General features: G+C 30.8%; 21 protein-coding genes. 15 read left to right on the top strand and 6 right to left on the bottom strand.

Annotation, left to right across the window (positions count from 1 at the left end; translation table 11 throughout):
* Window positions 1-16 precede the first annotated feature (16 nt).
* Genes A4F88_RS17140 through A4F88_RS17195 form a run of 12 tightly spaced genes read left to right on the top strand, consistent with a single transcriptional unit; the run spans window position 17 to window position 14,256 of the window.
* Window positions 17-1,450, top strand: a complete 1,434-nt coding sequence (locus A4F88_RS17140) for an MBOAT family O-acyltransferase (protein WP_068843855.1) — start codon at window positions 17-19, stop codon at window positions 1,448-1,450.
* Complete coding sequence (locus A4F88_RS17145) at window positions 1,450-2,331, top strand: hypothetical protein (RefSeq protein WP_068843856.1); 882 nt, start codon at window positions 1,450-1,452, stop codon at window positions 2,329-2,331. Before A4F88_RS17140 ends, A4F88_RS17145 begins: the two co-directional genes overlap by 1 nt.
* Window positions 2,332-3,486: a glycosyltransferase family 4 protein gene (locus tag A4F88_RS17150; protein WP_245179152.1), complete on the top strand. Its 1,155-nt coding sequence runs from the start codon at window positions 2,332-2,334 to the stop codon at window positions 3,484-3,486.
* Window positions 3,487-3,490: 4 nt separating this feature from the next.
* Window positions 3,491-5,029: a glycosyltransferase family 2 protein gene (locus tag A4F88_RS17155; protein ID WP_068843857.1), complete on the top strand. Its 1,539-nt coding sequence runs from the start codon at window positions 3,491-3,493 to the stop codon at window positions 5,027-5,029.
* 48 nt (window positions 5,030-5,077) lie between these two features.
* On the top strand, window positions 5,078-6,694 hold the full coding sequence (locus A4F88_RS17160; protein WP_068843858.1) for a hypothetical protein: 1,617 nt from the start codon (window positions 5,078-5,080) through the stop codon (window positions 6,692-6,694).
* Window positions 6,694-7,776: a lipid II:glycine glycyltransferase FemX gene (locus A4F88_RS17165; protein ID WP_068843859.1), complete on the top strand. Its 1,083-nt coding sequence runs from the start codon at window positions 6,694-6,696 to the stop codon at window positions 7,774-7,776. Before A4F88_RS17160 ends, A4F88_RS17165 begins: the two co-directional genes overlap by 1 nt.
* Window positions 7,773-8,243, top strand: a complete 471-nt coding sequence (locus tag A4F88_RS17170; RefSeq protein ID WP_068843860.1) for a hypothetical protein — start codon at window positions 7,773-7,775, stop codon at window positions 8,241-8,243. The genes A4F88_RS17165 and A4F88_RS17170 overlap by 4 nt, the downstream gene beginning before the upstream one ends.
* Entirely contained in the window at window positions 8,240-9,238 is a 999-nt protein-coding gene (locus tag A4F88_RS17175) for a glycosyltransferase family 2 protein (RefSeq protein ID WP_068843861.1), read from the top strand. The genes A4F88_RS17170 and A4F88_RS17175 overlap by 4 nt, the downstream gene beginning before the upstream one ends.
* The gene (locus A4F88_RS17180; protein ID WP_068843862.1) at window positions 9,238-10,356 is read left to right on the top strand and encodes a glycosyltransferase; all 1,119 of its coding nucleotides are present in this window, start codon (window positions 9,238-9,240) and stop codon (window positions 10,354-10,356) included. The genes A4F88_RS17175 and A4F88_RS17180 overlap by 1 nt, the downstream gene beginning before the upstream one ends.
* Entirely contained in the window at window positions 10,353-11,447 is a 1,095-nt protein-coding gene (locus A4F88_RS17185; protein ID WP_068843863.1) for a glycosyltransferase, read from the top strand. Before A4F88_RS17180 ends, A4F88_RS17185 begins: the two co-directional genes overlap by 4 nt.
* Before the next feature lie 7 nt (window positions 11,448-11,454).
* Entirely contained in the window at window positions 11,455-12,804 is a 1,350-nt protein-coding gene (locus tag A4F88_RS17190) for an O-antigen ligase family protein (RefSeq protein WP_068843864.1), read from the top strand.
* A 57-nt stretch (window positions 12,805-12,861) separates the two neighbouring features.
* Window positions 12,862-14,256, top strand: a complete 1,395-nt coding sequence (locus tag A4F88_RS17195) for a sugar transferase (protein ID WP_068843865.1) — start codon at window positions 12,862-12,864, stop codon at window positions 14,254-14,256.
* A gap of 1 nt (window position 14,257) precedes the next feature.
* Here A4F88_RS17195 and A4F88_RS17200 read toward each other — a convergent pair whose 3' ends face one another.
* Together A4F88_RS17200 and A4F88_RS17205 are read right to left on the bottom strand one after the other, a co-directional pair.
* Window positions 14,258-15,394, bottom strand: a complete 1,137-nt coding sequence (locus tag A4F88_RS17200; RefSeq protein WP_068843866.1) for a lipoprotein N-acyltransferase Lnb domain-containing protein — start codon at window positions 15,392-15,394, stop codon at window positions 14,258-14,260.
* Between the two features lie 37 nt (window positions 15,395-15,431).
* Window positions 15,432-16,499 (bottom strand): putative type IX sorting system protein PorV2, encoded by a 1,068-nt coding sequence (locus A4F88_RS17205; protein ID WP_245179154.1) that lies wholly within the window; start codon window positions 16,497-16,499, stop codon window positions 15,432-15,434.
* 192 nt (window positions 16,500-16,691) lie between these two features.
* Between A4F88_RS17205 and A4F88_RS17210 the strand changes: the two genes are divergently transcribed.
* Both A4F88_RS17210 and A4F88_RS17215 read left to right on the top strand, forming a co-directional pair.
* Window positions 16,692-17,402 carry a CDP-alcohol phosphatidyltransferase family protein gene (locus A4F88_RS17210; protein WP_068843868.1) on the top strand — a complete coding sequence of 237 codons (711 nt, stop codon included), beginning with the start codon at window positions 16,692-16,694 and terminating at the stop codon, window positions 17,400-17,402.
* A gap of 10 nt (window positions 17,403-17,412) precedes the next feature.
* Window positions 17,413-18,270 (top strand): glycoside hydrolase family 25 protein, encoded by an 858-nt coding sequence (locus tag A4F88_RS17215; protein ID WP_068843869.1) that lies wholly within the window; start codon window positions 17,413-17,415, stop codon window positions 18,268-18,270.
* 100 nt (window positions 18,271-18,370) lie between these two features.
* Here A4F88_RS17215 and lptB read toward each other — a convergent pair whose 3' ends face one another.
* The 4 genes from lptB to A4F88_RS17235 form a co-directional block, all read right to left on the bottom strand.
* A complete protein-coding gene (gene lptB / locus A4F88_RS17220) occupies window positions 18,371-19,111 on the bottom strand; it encodes an LPS export ABC transporter ATP-binding protein (RefSeq protein WP_068843870.1) in 741 nt (246 codons plus the stop codon).
* Between the two features lie 228 nt (window positions 19,112-19,339).
* On the bottom strand, window positions 19,340-19,690 hold the full coding sequence (locus A4F88_RS17225) for a carboxymuconolactone decarboxylase family protein (RefSeq protein WP_068843871.1): 351 nt from the start codon (window positions 19,688-19,690) through the stop codon (window positions 19,340-19,342).
* A complete protein-coding gene (tatC, locus tag A4F88_RS17230) occupies window positions 19,683-20,498 on the bottom strand; it encodes a twin-arginine translocase subunit TatC (protein WP_068843872.1) in 816 nt (271 codons plus the stop codon). The genes A4F88_RS17225 and tatC overlap by 8 nt, the downstream gene beginning before the upstream one ends.
* Entirely contained in the window at window positions 20,498-21,463 is a 966-nt protein-coding gene (locus tag A4F88_RS17235; RefSeq protein WP_068843873.1) for a KpsF/GutQ family sugar-phosphate isomerase, read from the bottom strand. Before A4F88_RS17235 ends, tatC begins: the two co-directional genes overlap by 1 nt.
* Window positions 21,464-21,551: 88 nt before the next feature.
* Here A4F88_RS17235 and recQ point away from each other — a divergent pair, with 88 nt between their 5' ends.
* Entirely contained in the window at window positions 21,552-23,747 is a 2,196-nt protein-coding gene (gene recQ / locus A4F88_RS17240) for a DNA helicase RecQ (protein ID WP_068843874.1), read from the top strand.
* The last annotated feature ends 42 nt before the right edge of the window (window positions 23,748-23,789 follow it).

Raw genomic sequence — 23,789 nt, forward strand, 5'->3', positions numbered from 1 at the left:
CACTCTAAATAAAAATATGTTTTTTAATTCCTTAGCATTTGCTATTTTTTTGCCAATAGTTTTTTTTCTGTATTGGTTTGTATTCAATAAAACAAAAAGTACTCAAAACGCTTTATTAATTATCGCAAGCTACTATTTTTACTCTTGTTGGGATTGGAGATTTTTATTCCTACTCGTTTTTTCAACTTTTTTGGATTATTATACCGGGATTCAAATTGAAAAAGGAAAATCAGAACAAAGTCGAAAATTTTGGTTTTGGCTTAGTATATCAGTTAATTTAGGTTTCCTAGGGATTTTTAAATATTATAACTTTTTTGCAGCATCTTTCTCTGAATTACTAAACTCAGCAGGATTCAAAGCAAGTCCGATATTATTAAATGTCATTCTCCCTGTTGGAATTTCATTTTATACTTTTCATGGCTTGTCCTATGTCATTGATATTTATTATAAACGTATAAAGGCCGAATACAACTTTGTTGATTATTCATTATTTGTGAGTTATTTTCCACTATTGGTTGCTGGTCCAATAGAAAGAGCTACACATTTATTGCCTCAGGTAAAAGTAAAAAGAGAGTTTAATTTTCAAACTGCCAAAGAAGGTGTTTATCAAATTATTTGGGGATTAATTAAAAAAGTAGTCATTGCAGATACATGTGCTACATATGCCAATGCTATTTTTGATAATTATTCTTCAATGAATTCATTGTCACTTATTTTAGGTGCAATATATTTTGCTTTTCAAATTTATGGTGATTTTTCAGGATACTCAGACATTGCATTGGGAGTTTCAAAATTGTTTGGATTAGATTTGCTTAGAAACTTCAACTATCCATATTTCTCTCGGGATATTGCAGAATTTTGGCGACGTTGGCATATTTCACTTTCTTCATGGTTTCGTGATTACTTGTATATTCCCTTAGGAGGAAGCAAAGGAGGACTCTGGATGAAAATCAGAAATACGTTTATCATCTTTATAGTAAGCGGTTTTTGGCATGGTGCTAACTGGACTTATATAGCATGGGGATTCATAAATGCCATGTACTTTTTGCCATTACTTTTGTCAAATAGCAATAGAAATAATATAGACGATATTAAACTGAGTTTTAATCTTGATTCTATAAAAATAATATTTAATATTCTTTTTACATTTTTTATTACTTGCGTAGCCTGGGTTTTTTTTAGAGCTAAAACAATTACTGATGCTATATCTTATTTAAAACGCGTAATTTTTAATGGAGATTTTAATTCTCAATACCTTGATAATGAACGTTACAACTATGAGTTGTTACTTATGATAGGTTTGTTTGTCTGGGTTGAGTGGAAAAACAGAACAAAAGTAGAACCTTTATCAGGTAAAAGAAGCATGCTGAGGGTTATTTTAGCCATAGGAGCTATACTGGCTTTTGGGACTTATTCAGATTATAAAGAATTTATATATTTTCAATTTTAATGAAACGATTTTTAATTTATACAGCTAAAATTTTAATAGCAGTAGTTTTGATTGCTGTCATATTGGATGGTTTGTATACCACTATTTTTTTGCATTCTAAAAACAGAGGAAAAATAGAAACTGTATTTAATTCTGAAGCCAGCAAATATGATGTGGTAATTTTAGGCTCTTCGAGAGCTAATAACCATTTTGTTTCTCAGATGTTTGAAGATAAAGGGTTAAAAACATTTAATTATGGTATGAGTGGCGGACATTTATTTGAAGCATCATTATTGCTAAAACTTATGATTGAAAGAAAATATGAAATAAAAAATGTAATTCTGGAGGCAGATCTAAACCTTTCTAATGATCACGAAGCAGAAGGTATTGCAGCAAAGTTTTTACCTTACATACACAATTCAAAAATTATAGAGAAGCATTTTTCAACTCAGGATAATTTTAAAGAGTTGTATTATATTCCTTTTTACAGGTATATTAAATATGATTCTAAAATTGGTTCCAGAGAAACTTTTTTTACAGGAATCCATAAAAAAACAAATGCTTTAGATAACTTAGGGTATTATCCGCTTGGATTTAAAAAAAATGCCAATATGAAAGGAGATCTTACCAATCTTAATCCTTTAGTAAACAATAAATATTATGAAGAAATTAAAAATATTTGTAAACTAAATAATATTAGGTTTATTCCTGTAATGACTCCTGTTTGTGAAAACGAAATAGGTATGAATTATTTTGATAAAGTTAAAAAAGCATATCCGGAAATCCTTAATTATGAGAATGTAGTAATTGAGAATAAGTATTTTTCCTCTTGCGGACATATGAATGATAAAGGCGCAAGAATTTTTACAGCTAAAATATTAAAAGATTTTTTCAATAAATAAATGATGAAAATAGCTTTCCTAACACCGGAATATCCCCACCTTAACACCGGAAACTCAGGAGGATTGGGAACAAGTATTAAAAATTTAGCAATTGGACTTTTAGAAAAAGGTGTTTCAGTTCGTATTCTTGTATATGGTCAGCAAAAAGAGGAGATTTTTATGGATAATGGCATCATTATTCAGCAAATAAAAAATAAAAAATTAAAAGGATTATCATGGTTTCTAACCAGAAAAAAAATAGAAAAAGTAATTAATCAATTATATTCTGCAAAAGAGATCGACTTGGTAGAAGCACCAGACTGGACAGGTATTACTTCTTTTATTCAACCTAAAAAATGTCCAGTTATAATACGATTACATGGTTCTGACACCTATTTTTGTAATTTAGATAATCGTCCGGTAAAATGGATAAATAAATTTCACGAAAAAAGAGCTTTAAAAAAAGCAAATGCGCTCTTATCTGTAAGTCAATTTACAGCAGATACTACAAACAGGGTTTTTGGTTTGGATAAAAATTTTAAAATCATTCCCAATCTTGTTGATATAAAACTATTTGAACCTTCAAATAATCTTACTCAAGTAGATAAAAATATATTTTATTTTGGGAGTTTGATTAGAAAAAAAGGACTTTTAGAATTACCTCTAATTTTTAATGAGGTAGTAGAGAGAAGCCCGGAAGCAAAACTCATTTTAGTTGGCAAAGATGTTCCGGATATTATCTCAGGCAATTCTTCAACCTGGCAAATGATGCAGGATCTTTTTTCAGAAAAGGCCAGATCAAATGTTTCTTATTCAGGGAGTGTGCCTTATTCTGAAATTAAGACAAAAATTGAGCAGACAGCAGTTTGTGTATTTCCATCTTTTGCAGAAGCTTTTCCGGTTTCCTGGCTTGAAGCTATGGCTATGGAAAAAGCTATAGTAGCGTCTGATATTGGTTGGGCTGGTGAAGTGATTATTGATGGTGAAAGCGGTTTTTTAGTTCACCCAAAAAATCATAGTTTATTTGCAGTCAAAATTCTTCAGCTCCTGGATAATTCAGCACAAGCAATAGAAATAGGAAAAAAGGCAAGAAGTAGAGCTGAACAGTTTTTTGGTACAGATAAGATAACAAATGACAATATTAATTTTTATAAAAAAGTAATAAAACCAGAATAAAGAAATGAAACTGAATGAGTTTATAACAGCTAGTGGAGAGACTATTTTTTACAATGGGCAACCTGATTTAGAAAAACTGGAAGTTTTGTGTTCTGGTGCAGGAGATATTTGGCATAGTTCATTCGAGCAAGGTTATAAAAATGCATTTCCGGAATTGGTTTATCAAACAGCTACCTTTTTTTGGTACATAAATGATTTCGATAATCTGAATGAATGTGTAAGTTGGAGAATTAATTCAAATTCATTTGCAATTCGTAAATCTGTTTGGGAAGCTTTAGGAGGATTTGATTCTGAATATCAAAATCATCAAATTCAGGCGTTAGATTTTGGATATAATGCTTTACGAAATTCTGCTGCAATACCACTTTATATAAAAGGTTTATTTGCAGATAATATAAAAGAGAAAATTAATATAACAGAAAAAGACAGATACATTTTTTTTAGAAAAAATTTCAAAAAAGAACATTCATTATTTATGCTTTACAGGGAAGGTTTCTGGAAGTGGAAAGAATGGAATGCTTTTTTTTATGCAGGGAAACATTTTAAGAGAAATCTGGAGAAACCAATAGTTAAGCCTCGTGATTTAATCCAAATCGAAGGAAAACTATCTATTAGTTATATCATTCCAACAATGATGCGCCAGGATTTTACCTTACAATTGTTAGAAGATTTAAGAGTACAGAGCTATCCCGTTTCACAAGTAGTTGTAGTAGATGCAACTCCTACAGAGCTTAGAAATGAAAAGTTGTATTATGAAAAACAATTTCCTTTTGAGTTAATTGTCAAATGGCAACAAACAAAAGGAAGCTGTAGAGCGCGTAATGAAGCTATAGAATTATGTACAGGTGAATATATTGTTTTTGGAGATGATGATATTCGTGTTCAGCCCAATTTTATTGAAGATCATATCAGATTATTACAAACCTACAAGGTAAATGCTTGTAATGGTTTAGATATTAGAGCAGATAATGAGCAGCAAGAACTAACAGATTTAGAAGTTAAACTTGAAAAATTAGGAGATCAGAGATGGAAAACTGGTGCAGCCTTAACTTTTAGTAATGCCAATTCTTGTGTAAAAACAGAATATGTTCGAAAATTAACAGGTAATGATGTTAACTTTGATGGAGGCTATGGTGAAGATACTGATTTTGGAATGTCGTTAGCTAAACTAGGACAGGTTGTTCTTTTAAATCCTTTTTCTCCAAATTTACATTTAAAACCACCTGCAGGAGGATACAGGTTTTGGGGTAATCAGGCTAAAATTATAGGAAACAAGAGAAAAATACAACCTTGGGAACTAGATACTCCGGTAAAAATGATTCGCCCTGTACCTAGCCCAACAATTATGTATGGTATTGTAAAACATTTTACATCTCAGCAAGTACTTGAATATAAATATAAATATTTTTTTCTATATCTCTTTAAAGGTTCAAAAAAAGGTCTTTTGTATCGATTTTTTCAATTACCTTACAAAAATATGCAATTCAAAAAATCTTTATTTTATGCAAGAAGATTAATTGAATTAGGGGTTCGACATAAATAAATTAGCGTAATTATCTCTTATAAAATATTAATTAATTTGTAATAAATTTTGATACAATCTATAACTTTTATAAAGCCGCTGGAAAACTATACACTTCCCTATGATCATCAATCACATAAGGTTGTTATTGATTTAGCGAATATTAATCTTTCAAGCTGCGATTCTTTTGATATAAAAATTATCTTCTCAGAAGAGATAGTGCAATTTAGAGATCATGATTACAAATGGGTAAATTGCAAGGAGAATAAAATTGCAAATGAGTATAGTCCAAAAATTATAAAGCTTCAAAATAACCAAATTATTCAGGCTAATTTAACAACTGGAATTTGGGAAATAGATTCAGATGCCCCAACAATTTTGCTTTGGAGATTTAATCCTGAATTTGCTGCTCCTCTAACAGATTATTTGGGAGACGACAATAAAAAAAACATTTCACAAGCCAAACAAAAGTTTAATTTTATTGAAAACCCTGCATTATTGTTGCCTAAAAATGAAGGGATTGAGTTTAGTCGGTCAAAAAAACCTTTTACAGCAGTTGCTTGTTTTACAGATCATTGCGATTTTGATACGGCTGAAAATTTAACGATTCAAAGGAGTTTTTTTAAAGAACATGGTATAAAAATTACTAAAGGTTTCTTTTTGAATCATTTTTCAAAAAGACAAGATAATGCCTCTTTTCAAAATCAAAAGGATGAACTTTTAAATTGGGTAAACGATGGACACGAATTATGTTACCATTCATTGTCGCAATCCCTCAAATCAGATTTCGAAAGTTTTGAGGATTTTAGACAATTTATGCCTCCTTTAAATAACATTCAGGTTTGGATTGATCATGGATTTCAACCTTATAATTTTTCACTTTTAAAGAAAAATGACATAGAAGAATATGATTTTGAAAATATATTAATTGATAAGAATATCACGACACTTTGGAATTATATTGATTCAGGAACGGCAACTACGGGTGTAATAAATCAGTTTAATAAGAAACATTTTACATTGTCAAGCTTTTTAAATGGAAATAAAAGCCTTGGATTCTTAAAGAAAATCCAACTCATGATCAAAAATATTATTTTTCATTACTATAATGAAGAAGATATGATTTTGAAATATAAAAATACAGCGTCAAATTTTAAAAAGTTATTTTTCCAGAAAAATATAAAATCAATTTTTCCATTAATAAAAGATTTTTTAACGCTTGGAACTTCTATTTTTTCGATTTTATTTTTTTGGAACAGTACGAAGAATAGACCTTATAAATTAGCTAAATACTCACCAATAGTATTTAAACATATTATAGCAAATGAAGAGGTTTATATTTTTCAAACTTTAGAAATGCTAGATTTTGAGAAATCATTATCTCAAAAAAACATAATAAATTTAATGAATGAAAAAGGTGTTTTTATTGCCCATACATATTTTTCGGTTCCATTAGAATATCATAGCGGAAAACTATTTTCAACCTCAGTAACAATAAATGAAAATGTAGTCAAAAACTTTAAGTTTCTTGCAAGCAAAATTTTAAATGAAGAAATTTGGAACCCAACTCTTACAGAACTGATTAACTATTGGTCTGGTTTTGAAAAAGTACTCTTAGATATTGATAATAATGGTATTGTGTTTGAGAAAATTAATTCTGGTCTAATATTTAGAAATATTAGTTAATGGACATATTTTTTACTAAAGACATCAAATGGCTTGAGAAATGGGATGAATTTGTCTTCTTGAATGATAGAGGTAGTCATTTAATATTTTCTGATTGGTTGCAATCCTATGAATCTTATGGTTTTGATTTTGAAATAGGAATATGCTTAGATAATGGAAAAATCATTGGTGGTTTTGGAGCTATAATAGCCAAAGTGTTTTTTTTTAAGTTTTATATTTTACCACATGGTCCAATATTTTTAGACAATTTTGAAAATAATCTTTCCTTTTTACTTAAGGAAATTCGGTTACGAGCAAAAGAGATAAACTGTTGTTATTTACAGTATAGCTTACCTTTCTCAGAAAACAATAATATTAAATCATATACATATGATTTAAATCTGAAAAAAGAAATAGGTATTTTAGAGAAGAAAGGAAGTTTGTTTAAATATATTTATAGTTCTTATGGAATCAATTGGCTGAATTTTGATCAAGCTGAAACTTCAGATGAATTATTAAAGAGATTTACGGTTCAAACTAGACGAAATATTAATTTAGCTTATAGAAAAAAAATTGAAATAGCATATCCTGTAACTGAAGAAGATTGTAAAATAGCATATAATTTAATAGAAAAAAATGCTAAATCTGGTAATTATTCAGTTCGTGCATTCAAAGATTTTAGGAAAACAATTCTAAGTTTAATAGACAAAAAACGAGCATTTTTATTGACTATTAGTGTAAATAATGAAATAAAAGGTGCTGCTTTTGTTGTTAATTGCGGTAATTATCTATCCTATATTTCAGGTGGAACAAATAAAGATGAATTAGGATCAAACGTTGGCTATGCTATACATTGGGAGCTTATAAAAAAATCATACGACCTTGGCTATAAAGGGTATAATATTTCTATGGGAGGGTCATTAGGTGTTCAAAATTTTAAATCAAAATTTTTAGCTAAATCAATTTCCTTTGAAGATCCTCACTATTATTTGATATTGAAGCCAATATACTTTAAAACATATCTATTTGTTGAGAAATATTTTAAACCTTATAAATCGCAGATCTCTAAAATTCTCTCATTTTTAATGAAAAGAAAAAAATGAAGTATTTAAAAAAATATTTTAAAATTGTTTTGATAGATATTTTAGTCTATCAAATTTCAAGACCAGTTCTTTTTGAAAACCTGATTTCATTTACAATAGAAGAAGAAAAAATTTCAAACAATAAAATAAGATATTATATAAAAGAAAATGATAAAATTATACATAATAGTTATGTTTTTAAATCATTACATATTTTGAAATTGATTGATAAAAAAGGACCGGCAATAGGAGATTGCTTTACAATTGATCAATACAGGGGGCAATCAATTTATCCTTTTGTTATTAATAAAATAGCAAACGAAATTATTGAGAATGGGAAACCTGAGGTTTTTATATTAGTTAACAGTAATAATAAAAATTCAATTCGGGGCATTGAAAAGGCTGGTTATTCTTTGCATTCAAAGATTGTTGCAAAACGATTTTTATTTTTTTATTTCAATAAAAAAATTATAAAATTTAATTCATGAAATTTTCCTTAATAATTTGTACTTATATGCGTCCAAAGCCTTTGCTGGAGTTACTGCAATCGGTTAAGACACAAACAGTATATCCTGATGAAATTTTAATTATTGACGGTTCTGTAAATAATGAATCAGAAATTATTTTAAGTCAAAATTCATTCGAAAATTTGAAGTATTTTTTAGTTGATGATCAAGATCGAGGACTTACCAAACAAAGAAATTTCGGAATTAATAAAGTCACTCAAGATATTGATATTGTTTGTTTTTTAGATGATGATACGATTTTAGAATCAGATTATTTTGAAAATTTGTTGAAAACCTATATTGTGTTTCCTGAAGCTTTAGGTGTAGGAGGTTATATTTCTAATGAAGTAAAATGGGAAAAATCAACAGAAAATTATATCCCCCAAATTAATGAGTTCTATTTTGATGGATGGAAACGTAAAGATGGAAGTAGATTCATTTTACGAAAAAAACTTCATTTAGACAGTAATTATCCTCCCGGTTTTTCTCCTTTATTTTCACATGGCAGAAGTGTGGGTTTTTTGCCACCAAGTGGTAAAATATATGAAGTTGAGCAATTAATGGGAGGTGTTTCTTCATTTAAAAAATCAGTTTTTGAAAAGCTTTCTTTTTCAATTTATTTTGAGGGTTACGGTTTATATGAAGATGCTGATTTTACATTAAGAGTCGCAAAGATTGGTAAATTGTATGTAAATACAGCCGCAAAATTAGATCATTTTCATGCAGAAACAGGAAGACCCAATCAGTATTATTATGGAAAAATGGTAGTTAGAAATGGCTGGTATGTTTGGAGAATTAAAAATCCCAATCCTAATTTTAAAGATCGTCTAAAATGGAATCTGATTACGTGCTTATTGACTTTAATACGATCAACAAATATTTTAACTGCACAAAATAAAAAAGCAGCTTTTACTGAAACCTTAGGGAGAAGTATTGGTTTTTTAAGCCTGATAATTAATAAACCAAAAATTAAATAATGAAGTTTGCGATAATAACTCATGTACAGCATATAGAGTCTGCCAATCAATATTTTGGTTATGCACCTTATGTTCGTGAAATGAATATTTGGTTTAAATATGTCGATGAAGTAATTATTGTAGCACCATTAAAAAGTGACAACTTAACTAAAATAGATGTTGCATATAAACATGGTAACATTGATTTTATAAAAGTTCCCGATTTTAGCTTTAATAGTTTTAATGCCAGATTAAAGGCATTTTTTAAATTTCCAATAATTTTCAGGAGTGTATTTTATGCTATGAAAAATTCAGATCATATTCATTTACGTTGTCCGGGAAATATGGGTATGATAGCTTGTCTTGTTCAAATTTTATTTCCCAATAAGCCTAAAACAGCTAAGTATGCGGGTAATTGGGATCCTAAAAGTAAGCAGCCTTATACCTATAAAGTTCAAAAGTGGATTCTAAAAAATAGTTTTTTGACCCGTAACATCGATGTTTTGGTTTATGGCGATTGGAATAATCAATCTAAAAATATTAAACCTTTTTTTACAGCTACTTATTCAGAACCTGAAAAAGAAATTGTTGAAAAACCAAGTCTTAGTAATACAATAGAATTTATTTTTGTTGGAAGTTTAGTTTCGGGTAAAAATCCAATTTATGCTATAAAATTAGCTAAAGCATTAATAGAAAATAAATATAAAGTAAACCTAAATATTTATGGAGAAGGGACCGAACGATTTGAGTTAGAAAATTATATTAAAGCAAATGGCTTAGAAAATTTAGTTGTTTTACATGGAAATCAAAACAATGATATACTCAAAAAAGCTTATCAAAAAAGTCATTTTGTTATTCTGCCTTCAAAAAGCGAAGGATGGCCAAAGGCTATTGCAGAAGGGATGTTTTGGGGATGTGTGCCCATTGCAAGTAAAGTTTCTTGCGTGCCTTTTATGTTAGATTATGGTAATAGAGGTGTTTTGTTAGATATGGATTTAGAAAAAGATGTAAATCAAATAGACCAAATAATCAAAGACGAAAAAAGTTTTTTTGCAAAAAGTAGTTTAGCTGTAAAATGGTCACAGAACTATACAACGGATTTTTTTGAAGCCGAGATTAAAAAGCTATTATTAAAATGAGAGTTGTACAAATAATAGATTCTTTAGAAGCTGGAGGTGCAGAACGTATGGCAGTAAACTATGCTAATGCACTGTCAAAGAATATTGAATTTTCAGGTTTAATTGTTTCCCGAAAAGAAGGTTTATTAGTAAATCAGATTGATAATAAAGTTTCATATTTGTTTTTAAAGAAAAGGAAAAAAATAGATCTTCAAGCCATTTTTACCTTACGTAAATATATAAAGGAGAACAAAATCGATGTAATTCATGCTCACAGTTCTTCTTTTTTTATTTCAATTTTAGTTAAATCGATCTCACCCAATATTAAAGTTATTTGGCACGATCATTATGGTATTTCACAAGATTTATCTTCTCGAAAGAGTGTAGTGTTAAAGTTAAGTTCTTTTTTCTTTACAGGAATTATTTCTGTAAATTCAGCTTTAAAAGATTGGGCAATTTCTTATTTATGGTGTCCAAATACTGTTTATTTCCCTAATTTCATAGTGAATACCATTTCTAATGAAAAACAAATATTAAACGGACTTGAAGGTAAGAGGATTATTTGTGTAGCTAATTTACGTCCGCAAAAAAATCACGAATTATTAATTAATGCGGCTAATTTGCTAAAAGATAAATATCCCGATTGGACATTTCATTTGTTCGGAAAAGACTTTGAAGATTCTTATTCTAAAGTTTTGAAGCAAAAAGTCAATGATTTAAACCTTAAGGAAACTGTTTTCTTTTATGGAACAACTAATAATGTTGGATCTGCATTACAGCAATGTCAAATAGCTGTTTTACCGTCACTTTCTGAGGGGCTTCCATTGGCTGTTTTAGAGTACGGTTTATATAAATTGCCTGTGATTGCAACAAACGTAGGTGAAATTTTAAAAGTCATTACTTCTGAAAAAGAAGGATTAATTGTAGAATCTAATAATTTGGATGAACTGCTCACTGCTATTGAAAGACTTATCTTGTCTGAAAAGTGCAGAGATAGAATGGCTTTTGAATTACACAATAAAGTCCAGTTAAATTTTAGTGAAACAGCAATTATAAGAGAGTATATTTTATGGTTGGAATCTTTGCTTACTTTTGCTGCAGGAAAACAATAAATAAAAGATGAAAAAAAGAAAAACACCTTATAACTTCCTGCTTTTAATCCATGCAGTAATTGCTGTAGTGGTTTTTGCAGTTCCTTTTTTGTCTAAAATATATGCTATTCTAATTCCTGTAGTTGGTTTTTTTATTGTTTATAGAACCAAGAACAAAAAAAATGAAGTGCTATTAGTGGCGGCATATTTAGTTGGTGTTGAGGTTCTTTTAAGAATGACGGGAGGGAATTTTAATAATGAGTTTGTTAAGGTAAATGTAATTTTTTTCATGCTATTAGGTATGATTTATAGTAACTTCTCCACTAGTGGATTTGTTTATTGGTTCTTTCTTATTTTATTAATTCCGGGTATTTTAATTACATCTACTGTTTTTAATCCTTCAATTGATATTAAAAAATCATTAGTTTTCAATTTATCTGGTCCGGTTTGTTTGGCCATATCTTCGATATACATGTTTAAAAGAAGAATTTTGTTTACTGATTTACAAAATGTATTAGTTGTAATGGGATTGCCAATAGTTAGTACCACAATTTATTTATTTTTATACAATCCGAGTGTGAGGGATGTAGTAACAGGAACCCAATCTAATTTTGAAACCTCAGGGGGATTTGGCCCTAATCAGGTTTCAACAATTTTGGGCTTAGGGATGTTTGTTTTTTTTACACAATTAATATTATTCTCAAAATCAAAAAAGGCAATTATTTTAAATGGAATTTTACTAGTATTTATTACTTACAGGGGTATTGTAACTTTTTCCAGAGGAGGTATTATTACAGCAGTTGCTATGATTGTATTTTTATTGTTTCTGTTATATGTTTATTCAAATGACAAAGGCAAAAAAAAGTTTGTTGTAGTTTTTTTTCTGACAGGTTTAATAGCCGCCGGTGTTTGGAGTTATTCTTCTTTTCAAACTAAAGGTTTGATAGAAAAACGTTATGCAAATAAAGATGCAGCAGGAAGAACAAAAAAAGATCGTTTAGGTGGTAGAGAAGAGATTATGAATGAAGAACTAAGCGTTTTTATTGATAATCCAATATTAGGTATAGGAGCAGGAATGGGTAAAGAAGTTCGAAAAGAAACTTTTGGAGCTGAAGTTGCTTCACATAACGAAATTACACGTATGCTAAGTGAGCATGGTTTGTTTGGTGTTTTTGGACTTTTGATACTTGCTATAACTCCTTTTGTAGTTTATGTTAATAACAGGCAGCATTTGTATTTTCTATCATTCTTTGTCTTTTGGCTTTTAACGATTAATCATGCCGCAATGCGTACTGCAGCTCCTGCTTTTGTGTATGCATTGTCACTTCTTTTTGTTCAGGTTAAAATTCCTGAAAAAGTAGAAAATTCCGTAGAATGAAATCTATTTTTTTATAATACATTTGCCTCAAGTTTAAGCCCCTAACAAACTGATTAAATGTCTCAAAACTTTAAAATGCATTTCGAAATTTCGGAAAGGAGAATACTACTTCTTGTTTTTGATGCTATTTTTATTTTATCTGCCTTATATCTGTTAAGTTTAATATTTGATTACCATTATTTCGTTTTTGATAGTAGTAATTCTTTAAGTATTATTCTATTGCTTATTTACATTTATGTTTTTGGAGTAATATTCGAAATGTATAATTTGCAGGTTGCCAGTAATCAGTTGCAAATTATTCAAAGTGTGGTGTTTACGGCTACTTCTTCAGCTTTAGCTTATTTATTTACACCTGTTTTATCTCCAGAGCTGCCTAAGCAAAGATTAATTATATTGATATTTTATTCTACAATATTAATTACGTTATTGCTATGGCGATTGTTTTATGTATATTTCCTGGCTTCTCACAGATTTTCGCAAAATGTAGTTTTAATATGTGATGAGAATGAAGTCGAAGAATTAGTTTCAGGACTTGAAAGTGTTGATCCTCATTATAAAATTATTGGTTTTGTAAATTCAGATTCAGTTTCAGATGAAGATTCTAATATTCACTATGTAAAGGAAATTAAGAAGAACAATTTAGAAAGCTTCGTGCTTAAAAATCAGGTTTCAGAAATTGTTATAGCTTCTCAAAAAACAGACGGAATTACACCAGATCTCTATCAGCAATTACTCCACTTGTTAGAATCCGGAAATGTCATTCGTGAATATACACAAGTATACGAAAGTAAAACGCAACGTATTCCGGTACATTACATCTCAAGAGATTTCTATCGGTTTTTTCCTTTTAGCAGAAGTAATAATAATAAATTGTATTTGTTCCTTGTACGCTTTCTGGAACTTCTGTTTTCTTTTTCCGGATTGGTAATTTGTGTTCTTTTTATTCCTTTTATTTTTGTTGGAAATCTATTAGCAAACAAAGGTTCTTTGTTTTATACACAGGAACGGGTAGGTAAAAACGGAATTGTATTTAAGATTTATAAATTTAGAACTATGGTAAAAAACTCGGAATCTAACGGAGTTGTTTTTGCAACTTCAAATGATGTTAGAGTTACTCCGTTTGGTAAAATGATGCGTAAATCAAGAATTGATGAATTGCCTCAGTTTTTTAATGTTTTAAGAGGAGATATGGCTGTTATTGGACCAAGACCTGAAAGACCATTTTTTGTTGATGAAATAGCTCAAATCATGCCTTTTTATGAAACCCGACACGTTATAAAACCAGGACTTACAGGATGGGCACAAGTTAATTACTCGTATGGAGAATCTATTGAAGAAAGCCTCGTAAAACTACAATATGATTTATACTACATCAAACACAGAAGCATTTTTCTGGATTTAAGTATTACGTTTAAAACCATTACGACAGTTTTATTCTATCGCGGACAATAATTTAAATAATAATCGGAATACGTTTTTTATTTCGAATAGCGACTCTTACTAAAACAAATCCGCTTGTGATGATCATTGGTAAAACGATCCAAAAGTGTGCTTTGTTGATTAGGAAAATAGTGTAAACGATCAGGAAAAGCAAATGTAAAACGGCAGATCGATACGTCCATCTTTTATTTTTGAGAGCAGAAAAAAGAAGCAGAATCAATAAAAGCGGGCTAAACAATAATATATTGTAATTCATTGCCAATTCCTGGTGAAGTGAATAAAATCCAATAGAGATAAAAAAGACTCCCATTAAAGATAAAATCAAAAGGTAGATTTTATCGACTATTTTATTGTGCACTAAAACAACAAAGAGCAGAATAAAAAGATAGGTATATACATTATTCCACCATGAAGTTGGGGTTTCTTTTTCAAAACTAAGCAATGTTTTACTCTTGGTTACTAAAGGATGATTTTGATAAGTGGTTTTCTCTAAACTGTTTTTTAAATCAAAAGGCAAAAATATTCTCGTTCCCAATTGATCGACTTTTGTTCCAAAGATGATACTTGTTCCTAATTGATCATAAAAATGACCATCAAAATAAGGAAATAAAATGGAACGATATGTTTTGTCTGTATCTTCTTTTTTTGTTATTACATTTCCGTTTAAAGTTTTATTGATAATATCAACAACCATAGAAGTACAGTTTTTATCAATAAATTTATAGGTGTAATAACGATCTTCAGAAAGTAAAGTAGTGTTTAAATTGTCAAAAAGTTTTTGCTTTATCTCTTGAGGAATAATCAGTTCTTGTTCATAAACGCTCCTTTTTTCATTTGTGTAATCCGTTATAAAATCGAAAAAAGAATGAGCAACCACAAAATACTGTAAATCTCCTTTCGCAAATTTTGCCACGAAATTTGGAGTCGAAAAATCAAAGGCTCCATAATTGTATACAACATCAATATTATTTACAGGATCAGCAACTCTTATTGCAGTATGACCAAAGTAAGAATAAGTTTCATTGCCCAGTCCGCAAGTAATAACACTTATTTTAGCATCTTTCGATAAAGGAACATTTTGGCTAAAACCAATAAAACTTAGTAATAATAGTAAACTAAAAAGTGTTTTTTTTAAAATGACATTTTTCATGATTTAAAATTTTAAGAAGTTTAATGATGGTAAAAAATTATCTAAAGATACCTAAATCTACTTTCAGAGAAAAAATATTCGAATACAAAGCCGCACTTTGATTTCCTAAATCAGTCAAAGCATAATCAATCTGAATCCCTTTATATTTAAAGCCTAAACCAATGTTAGGTTGAAAATTAAGCTTCTCAGTATTGTCCAGTTGAGTTACATTTTGGAAATTTCCTGCTCCGGCTCTTAAAAAAACAAGATCAGTATAACCAAATTCAAATCCAATTGCAGGATCAACACTTACTACCTTAGAGGATATAATATCGTTAGTTCGCTCAAATCTCATATTCAAATTGGTAGCAACTAAAAGACTGTAGTCATAATGAAAGTCAAATCTTTTAGAAACTCCTAACTGTGCTTTTGGCAATGTAATTTCAGTACTTTCCGGCAGTTCATTATTCTCGCCCGGAATTGCATTGGCAATCTTTGCATATTCCTCTTCGTCGATATTCCATACATTATAAGTCGTCGTAATATCACGAAGCATTAATCCAAATTTCCAGTCATTACGTTCAAACTGCAATCCAACATCAAAACCAAAACCCCACGAATTGGCAAATTTTCCAATAATTCGTCTGATTACTTTTGCATTTACACCATATTGAAATCCGTCAACAGGTAATTTTCGGGCATAAGAAAAAGTAAAACCATAATCAGCAGTCGAAAACAATCTGATTCTGTTGTAGTCAATATTTCCCTGATTATCGATCAATTGTGTAGTGTCCATAATGTCATCCACACCAAAACGAATCATAGAAATTCCCCAGGCACTTCTGTCATCAATGGGGCTTGCATATCCTATATAATCGTATTGTGCAATATTAGCAAAGTAATTAGCATGCATTAACGAAATTTGATGATCTTCAAGATTGGTCAAACCAGCCGGATTCCAATAAACAGAATTTACATCATTGGTAGAAGCAGTTACTGCACTCGACATTCCCAGCGCAGCAGCATCCACACCAATATTCATAAATTCATTCGAATATTTTCGAACGGTTTGTGCATATTGTAATGTGCAACTCCAACATAATAAAAGCACTAAAGTTTTCTTCAAAGGATATTTTTTAGCAAACCGGAGCTTGTTTTAATTTTTACCAAAAATATAATATTTTACTCAGGAAATTTATCCCTTTTGATAAATATTGCCAAAGTCCGTATTTCAAATCAAAAACTCTTATCGAAACACCTTTTAGATACCGTTATTTATGCTAAATTTGTTCCTTACCATTATCAAATTATATACAAGATGAATATTAAAAAGCACATTCCTAATTTAATTACACTAATCAATTTATTTTGTGGTTGTATCGCCATTGTTTTTATTTCAGAAGCCAATTATGAAATGGCTTTTTATATGGTTTGCTTAGGGATTTTCTTTGATTTTTTTGATGGTTTTTTTGCCAGATTATTTAAAGTTTCTAGTCCGCTTGGATTGCAGTTAGATTCTTTGGCAGATATGGTTACTAGTGGAGTTGCACCAGGTTATGTTATGTATACTATGTTTGCTAATAGTGCACATGAATTAGGAACAAACCCGGCTATTCCGTTTTTAGGATTTATTATCACATTAGGATCTTGCTACCGATTGGCAAATTTTAATATCGATACACGTCAGACCGATTCGTTTATAGGTTTGCCAACTCCGGCAAATGCACTGTTTATCTTAAGTTTACCTTTGGTTTTGAAATTTTCAGATTCATTACTGATCCTGGAAATATTAACAAATCAATGGGTTTTGCTGGCAATTACCTTGTGCAGTGCTTATATTTTGAATGCTGAAATTCCATTATTTTCTTTAAAAATTAAAAAGTTTAATTTAAAAGATAATGCGTTACAAATAGTATTTTTAGTACTGTCATTTGTTTTGCTTTTAGTGTTTCAATTTGGTGCAGTTCCTTTAATTATCATATTCTATGTTTTACTGTCAATAGTAAACAATATGTTTTTGAAAAAGTAGTTTTATTCGAATGGCAAGAAAAACGACCCGACGGACTTCATATTCCCGAAAACCTCAACCAGGCCGATCTTTTTTTAGCAGAGTAATTCGTTTTTTCGTATTCTCTTTCTTAGCGTTCCTTTTCGCTGTTACAATCTATCATTATCGTGATGGGTTGGCATATTATCTTGGTTTTAAATCTAATAAAGTTTTAGATGAAGATGAGGTTGATAAACATCTTTCTGATGTTCGAAATATTCGGGTTTTAGAAAATCATAAAGGAAAAGTAATCGGAATTGACGTTTCTGAATTTCAGGGAAAAGTTGATTGGGATGAGGTAGAGATTTTAGACGAAAAATATCCCGTAAAATTTGTTTTTGTTCGTGCAACAGCCGGAAATGACAGAGTAGACAGGCAGTTTAAGCGTAATTGGGATGGTGCAAAAGAAAATAAAATCATGAGAGGTGCTTATCATTATTATCGACCTAACGAAAATTCAATCGAACAGGCTAATCTTTTTATAAAAACAGTGAAACTGCAAAAAGGTGATTTACCGCCGGTTTTAGATATAGAAAGATTGCCCAAAAATCAGCCTTTGGATAGTTTAAAAAAAGGATTAAAGCGCTGGTTGAATAAAGTAGAAAAACACTATCAGGTTCGTCCGATAATTTATACAGGCGAACGATATTATGATGATTTTTTAAAAGAAGAATTTGGAGAATATTTGTTCTGGATTGCCAATTATAATTTCTATAGAGAGAAAATTGAAGACGATTGGCTTTTTTGGCAATTTACAGAAAAAGCAACTTTGCCGGGAATCAAACATCGTGTTGATGTAAACATCTATAATGGAGATTTAGAGCAATTACAGTTTATTACGGTTGAGTAATTTATTTGTAAAATGTAAAAGTGAAATGTGAGATAAAAAAATGGTAAAAAGTAATTTGCATTTCACTTTTTACCATTCACATATAACTTTTATAACTTTATTAAAATTCTAATTTCTTTTTACGAAGTTCAAAGTTTTGTCCAAGATAAACACGACGAACCATTTCATCCTCCACTAAATCTTCCGGAATTCCGGCTTTTAAGATTCCACCTTCAAACATTAAGTACGTTTTGTCAGTAATGGCCAGCGTTTCCTGTACGTTGTGATCGGTAATTAAAATTCCGATGTTCTTATTTTTTAATTGTGCTACAATTCTCTGGATGTCTTCAACTGCAACCGGGTCAACTCCGGCAAAAGGTTCGTCCAATAAGATAAATTTTGGATCTGTTGCCAAAGCACGTGCAATTTCAGTACGACGACGTTCTCCTCCTGAAAGTAAATCTCCTCTGTTAGTACGAATATGTTCTAAGCTGAATTCTTCGATCAGACTTTCCATTTTTGCAATTTGTGCTTCTTTCGATAATTTTGTTAGTTGCAAAACACTCAGGATATTGTCTTCGATACTTAATTTTCTAAATACAGAAGCTTCCTGTGCCAAATAACCAATTCCTTGTTGAGCACGTTTGTACATTGGATAATCGGTAATATTCAAATCATCAAGATAGATGTTTCCTGAATTTGGTTTTACCAATCCTACAATCATATAAAACGAAGTTGTTTTTCCTGCACCATTTGGTCCTAAAAGCCCAACAATTTCCCCTTGATTTACTTCAACAGAAATTCCTTTTACAACACTGCGTCCTTTGTAGGTTTTGATTAAATTATCGGCTCTTAGCTTCATTTTTTTTAATTAGATAATTAGATAATTTGAAAATTAGATAATTGACAAACTAGCTGAGATTTAATTTTATAATTGATTTGAAAGGCAAAATAAATGTAAAATAATCAATCCGATAAATCAATTAACAAATTATTGCGTTTTCAAAATTTAGAATTTGTACTTCAAAAATTAAATAATTAGCGTGTTTCAAAAGAAATTATCTAATTATTAAATTGGCACATTTTCTAATTATTTACCTTGTTCTTCAAGAGCTTCCCAGAATTCGTAAGCTCTTCGTAAATGAGGAATTACGATTGTTCCGCCAACCAAAGTGGCGATTCCCATTGCTTCCATCATTTCTTCTTTTGTAACACCTTCTTTATGGCTGGTTTCTAAGTGATATTTTACACAATCATCACAACGTAAAACGGCAGAAGCTACTAAGCCCAAAAGTTCTTTTGTTTTTACATCAAGAGTTCCTGGTGCATAAGCATTCGTGTCAAGGTTAAAAATTCGCTTAACAATTTTGTTGTTGTCAGCGAGTAGTTTTTCGTTCATTTTAGAACGATAGTCATTAAATTCTTGTATGATATCAGACATTTTCTTTCAATTTATTTCTGTAAACAATTTTCGAAATCAGGATACTCACTTCGTAAATAATCAACATTGGTATAGCTACAATGGTTTGACTTACTACGTCTGGAGGAGTAACGATAGCAGCAATAATTAAAATAATTACTACGGCATATTTCCAATATTTTCTTAAGAAAGAAGGGGTAACTAATCCTAACTTAGTTAAGAAATAAATGGCAATTGGCAATTCAAAAAATATGGCACTTCCCAGGATACTTGTTTTTACCATTCCCATATAAGACTCAAGTGTAAATTGATTTTTTACAACATCACTTACAGAGAAAGTAGCAACGAAGTTTACCGACATCGGAATTACAACATAGTAGCCAAATAGAACGCCTAAGAAGAAAAGCAACGACGAAACAAAAATGAATACTTTTGCATTTTTACGTTCTTTCTCATATAAAGCAGGGCTGATAAATTTCCATATTTCCCATAATATATAAGGAAAACTTAAAATGAAACCTGCCAGAAGACACATCCATACAAAAATATTTACCTGGCCTTCCATTTCAGTATTCTGAATAATGAAATTGAGCTCAGTGATACAAATGCTGTCTGCAAAACCCAATTGATGTGATAGATCGCAAAACCATACATAAGTAAAAAAAGTAGGCCGTATTGGACCTAAAATAATCTGATCAAATAAATAATCACTTATGAAATAAGTAACAAATGCCATAATGCATATTGCAATTGTACTTCTAACTAATAACCATCTTAATTCTTCAAGATGGTCTAAAAATGACATCTCGCCAAGGTTTTTCTTTGCCATTATACGATTCCTTCTTTTAAAATGTCATGTAAATGTAATACGCCTTTGTATTCTCCATTGTCTGCGACAATCAATTGTGTTATTGAAAAATCTTCTAAAATATTCAAGGCATCAACTGCCATAGTTTCTGAAGATACTAATTTAGGATTTTTTGACATAATATCCTTTGCTGTTAAATCTGCAATAGAATCTCTGTCGTTTAGCATTCGTCTAATGTCTCCATCTGTAATAATGCCTACTATTTTATCATTTTCGATTACTGCTGTAACACCCAGTCTTTTTTCAGAAATCTCAAAGATTGCTTTTTTAATGGATGTGTCAGGAGTAACCATTGGTTTCAATGAATTTTCGATCATGTCTTTTACGCGAAGCAATAGTTTTTTGCCCAAAGCACCTCCGGGATGATATACGGCAAAATCTTCAGGTTTAAAATCTCGCATTTCCATCAAACAAACCGCCAGGGCATCACCCATAACAAGTTGTGCAGTGGTGCTGTTTGTAGGTGCAAGATTTATAGGGCAGGCTTCCATTTCAACTGTTGTATTTAAAACATAGTCAGAGCCTTTTGCCAAAGAAGAAGTTATATTGCCGGTAATAGCAATTAAAATGTTTCCGAAACGTTTTAATAACGGAACCAAAACTTTTATTTCTGGGCTGTTTCCGCTTTTTGAAATACAAATTACAATATCCTCATTTTGTATCATTCCCAGGTCACCATGAATAGCTTCAGAAGCATGCAGGAACATTGACGGAGTGCCTGTAGAATTAAAAGTAGCAACCATTTTTTGGGCAATAATGGCGCTTTTTCCGATGCCTGTAACGATCAATCGGCCTTTGGTTTCGTAAATACGTTGGGTTGCTTCGTAGAAATTTTCGTCCAGAAAATCAATTAGTTTTGTAATTGCTTCACTTTCAGAGAGTATTGTTTTTTTGGCGATCGCCAATATATTTTCTTTTGTGATCAAAACAGAATATTTAAAATTTGTATGTATAAAAGAAAGTTGTATCTTTATGTGTTGCAAATTTATACAAAAATATCCATTTAAATAAAGAATGAATTCAAACGAAATTGAAATACACAAAGAATTAAAGAAGTATTTCGGCTTTAGCCAATTTAAGGGTTTGCAGGAGCAAGTCATTACAAGTATTTTAAACAAAAAGAATACTTTTGTAATCATGCCTACCGGCGGTGGAAAGTCTCTTTGTTATCAATTACCTGCCTTAATTCAGGAAGGAACCGCGATTGTCGTTTCTCCGTTGATAGCTTTGATGAAAAACCAGGTTGATGCAATTCGGAGTCTTTCGTCAGAAAACGGAATTGCTCATGTACTGAATTCCTCTCTTACCAAAACAGAAATAGCACAAGTAAAAAAAGACATTACCTCAGGTCTCACGAAACTTTTGTATGTGGCTCCAGAGTCTTTAACCAAAGAAGAATATGTGGCATTTTTACAAAGTGTGCCTATTTCATTTGTCGCTATTGATGAAGCGCATTGTATTTCAGAATGGGGACACGATTTTAGACCTGAATATCGAAACCTGAAAAATATAATAAAGCAATTAGGTCAGGTTCCAATTATTGGACTTACCGCAACTGCAACGCCAAAAGTTCAGGAAGATATTCTTAAAAATCTGGATATGTCTGATGCCAATACTTTTAAAGCATCATTCAACAGACCGAACTTGTACTACGAAGTTCGCACAAAAACTAAAAATATAGAATCGGATATTATTCGGTTTATTAAACAACATAAAGGCAAATCCGGTATTATTTACTGTTTGAGCCGTAAAAAAGTAGAATCGATTTCTGAAGTTCTACAAGTTAACGGAATCAGTGCCGTTCCTTATCATGCAGGTTTAGATGCCAAAACAAGAGCGAAACATCAGGATATGTTTTTGATGGAAGATGTAGATGTTGTAGTTGCAACAATTGCTTTTGGAATGGGAATCGACAAACCGGATGTTCGTTTTGTAATACATCACGATATTCCAAAATCATTAGAAAGCTATTATCAGGAAACCGGTCGTGCCGGTCGTGATGGCGGAGAAGGACATTGTTTGGCATACTACTCCTATAAAGATGTAGAAAAACTGGAGAAATTCATGTCTGGCAAACCAGTAGCCGAACAAGAGATTGGTTTTGCATTGTTGCAGGAAGTTGTGGCTTACGCCGAAACCTCAATGTCACGTAGAAAATTCCTGTTACACTATTTTGGTGAAGAATTTGACAGCGAAACTGGCGAAGGTGCAGATATGGATGATAATGTTCGTAATCCTAAACATAAAGTAGAAGCTAAAGAGCAGGTAGTTAAACTGCTTGAAATTGTTCGCGATACCAAACATATTTACAAATCAAAAGAAATTGTGTTTACTTTAATAGGTCGTGTAAATGCTGTAATCAAAGCACATAAAACAGATACGCAATCCTTTTTTGGATCAGGCTCTGATCATGATGAAAAATATTGGATGGCTTTGCTGCGACAAGTCTTGGTAAGCGGCTATTTGTCAAAAGATATCGAAACCTACGGCGTAATAAAAATTACTAAAGAAGGTCTGGATTTTATCAAAAAACCGGTTTCGTTTATGATGTCTGAAGATCATGAATACAGTGAAGCCGATGATGAAGCAATTGTAACTGCAGGAAAATCATCAGGAACTGCTGATGAAGTTTTGATGGGAATGTTGCGCGAACTGCGTAAAAAAGTAGCTAAGAAATTAGGAGTTCCGCCATTTGTTGTTTTTCAGGATCCTTCACTTGAAGATATGGCATTAAAATATCCAATTTCATTGACTGAATTATATAATATTCATGGAGTTGGCGAAGGAAAAGCCAAAAAATATGGAGGAGAATTTGTAGCCTTAATTAGTCGTTATGTTGAAGATAATGATATCATTCGACCAGATGATTTAGTAGTAAAATCTACAGGTGTAAATTCAGCCAATAAATTATACATCATTCAGAACATCGACAGAAAATTGCCTTTAAGTGATATTGCTTCTGCAAAAGGATTGACGATGGATGCCCTGATCAAAGAGATGGAGCAAATTGTATATTCAGGAACCAAATTAAACATTAAATACTGGGTTGATGATATGCTTGATGATGATCAGCAAGAAGAAATTCACGATTATTTCATGGAATCAGAATCAGACAAAATCGAAGATGCCCTTAAAGAATTTGATGGCGATTACGATATTGATGAATTGCGTTTAATGCGTATTAAATTTATTAGTGAAGTAGCTAATTAATTATAAGTTAAATGTGAGATGTTAAATGTATTTTTTGATACA

Origin of the sequence: Flavobacterium chilense, from assembly GCF_001602525.1 — a bacterium.
Taxonomy (GTDB): Bacteria; Bacteroidota; Bacteroidia; order Flavobacteriales; family Flavobacteriaceae; genus Flavobacterium; species Flavobacterium chilense.

Bases quoted from the DNA above. Each gene is read 5' to 3' on its own strand.
- lptB (WP_068843870.1), bottom strand. From the start codon at position 19,111: ATGAAGCTAAGAGCCGATAATTTAATCAAAACCTACAAAGGACGCAGT.
- A4F88_RS17165 (WP_068843859.1), top strand. From the start codon at position 6,694: ATGGACATATTTTTTACTAAAGACATCAAATGGCTTGAGAAATGGGAT.
- recQ (WP_068843874.1), top strand. From the start codon at position 21,552: ATGAATTCAAACGAAATTGAAATACACAAAGAATTAAAGAAGTATTTC.
- A4F88_RS17170 (WP_068843860.1), top strand. From the start codon at position 7,773: ATGAAGTATTTAAAAAAATATTTTAAAATTGTTTTGATAGATATTTTA.
- A4F88_RS17145 (WP_068843856.1), top strand. From the start codon at position 1,450: ATGAAACGATTTTTAATTTATACAGCTAAAATTTTAATAGCAGTAGTT.
- A4F88_RS17200 (WP_068843866.1), bottom strand. From the start codon at position 15,394: ATGAAAAATGTCATTTTAAAAAAAACACTTTTTAGTTTACTATTATTA.
- tatC (WP_068843872.1), bottom strand. From the start codon at position 20,498: ATGGCAAAGAAAAACCTTGGCGAGATGTCATTTTTAGACCATCTTGAA.
- A4F88_RS17225 (WP_068843871.1), bottom strand. From the start codon at position 19,690: ATGTCTGATATCATACAAGAATTTAATGACTATCGTTCTAAAATGAAC.
- A4F88_RS17185 (WP_068843863.1), top strand. From the start codon at position 10,353: ATGAGAGTTGTACAAATAATAGATTCTTTAGAAGCTGGAGGTGCAGAA.
- A4F88_RS17180 (WP_068843862.1), top strand. From the start codon at position 9,238: ATGAAGTTTGCGATAATAACTCATGTACAGCATATAGAGTCTGCCAAT.
- A4F88_RS17215 (WP_068843869.1), top strand. From the start codon at position 17,413: ATGGCAAGAAAAACGACCCGACGGACTTCATATTCCCGAAAACCTCAA.
- A4F88_RS17190 (WP_068843864.1), top strand. From the start codon at position 11,455: ATGAAAAAAAGAAAAACACCTTATAACTTCCTGCTTTTAATCCATGCA.
- A4F88_RS17155 (WP_068843857.1), top strand. From the start codon at position 3,491: ATGAAACTGAATGAGTTTATAACAGCTAGTGGAGAGACTATTTTTTAC.
- A4F88_RS17150 (WP_245179152.1), top strand. From the start codon at position 2,332: ATGATGAAAATAGCTTTCCTAACACCGGAATATCCCCACCTTAACACC.
- A4F88_RS17195 (WP_068843865.1), top strand. From the start codon at position 12,862: ATGTCTCAAAACTTTAAAATGCATTTCGAAATTTCGGAAAGGAGAATA.
- A4F88_RS17175 (WP_068843861.1), top strand. From the start codon at position 8,240: ATGAAATTTTCCTTAATAATTTGTACTTATATGCGTCCAAAGCCTTTG.
- A4F88_RS17140 (WP_068843855.1), top strand. From the start codon at position 17: ATGTTTTTTAATTCCTTAGCATTTGCTATTTTTTTGCCAATAGTTTTT.
- A4F88_RS17210 (WP_068843868.1), top strand. From the start codon at position 16,692: ATGAATATTAAAAAGCACATTCCTAATTTAATTACACTAATCAATTTA.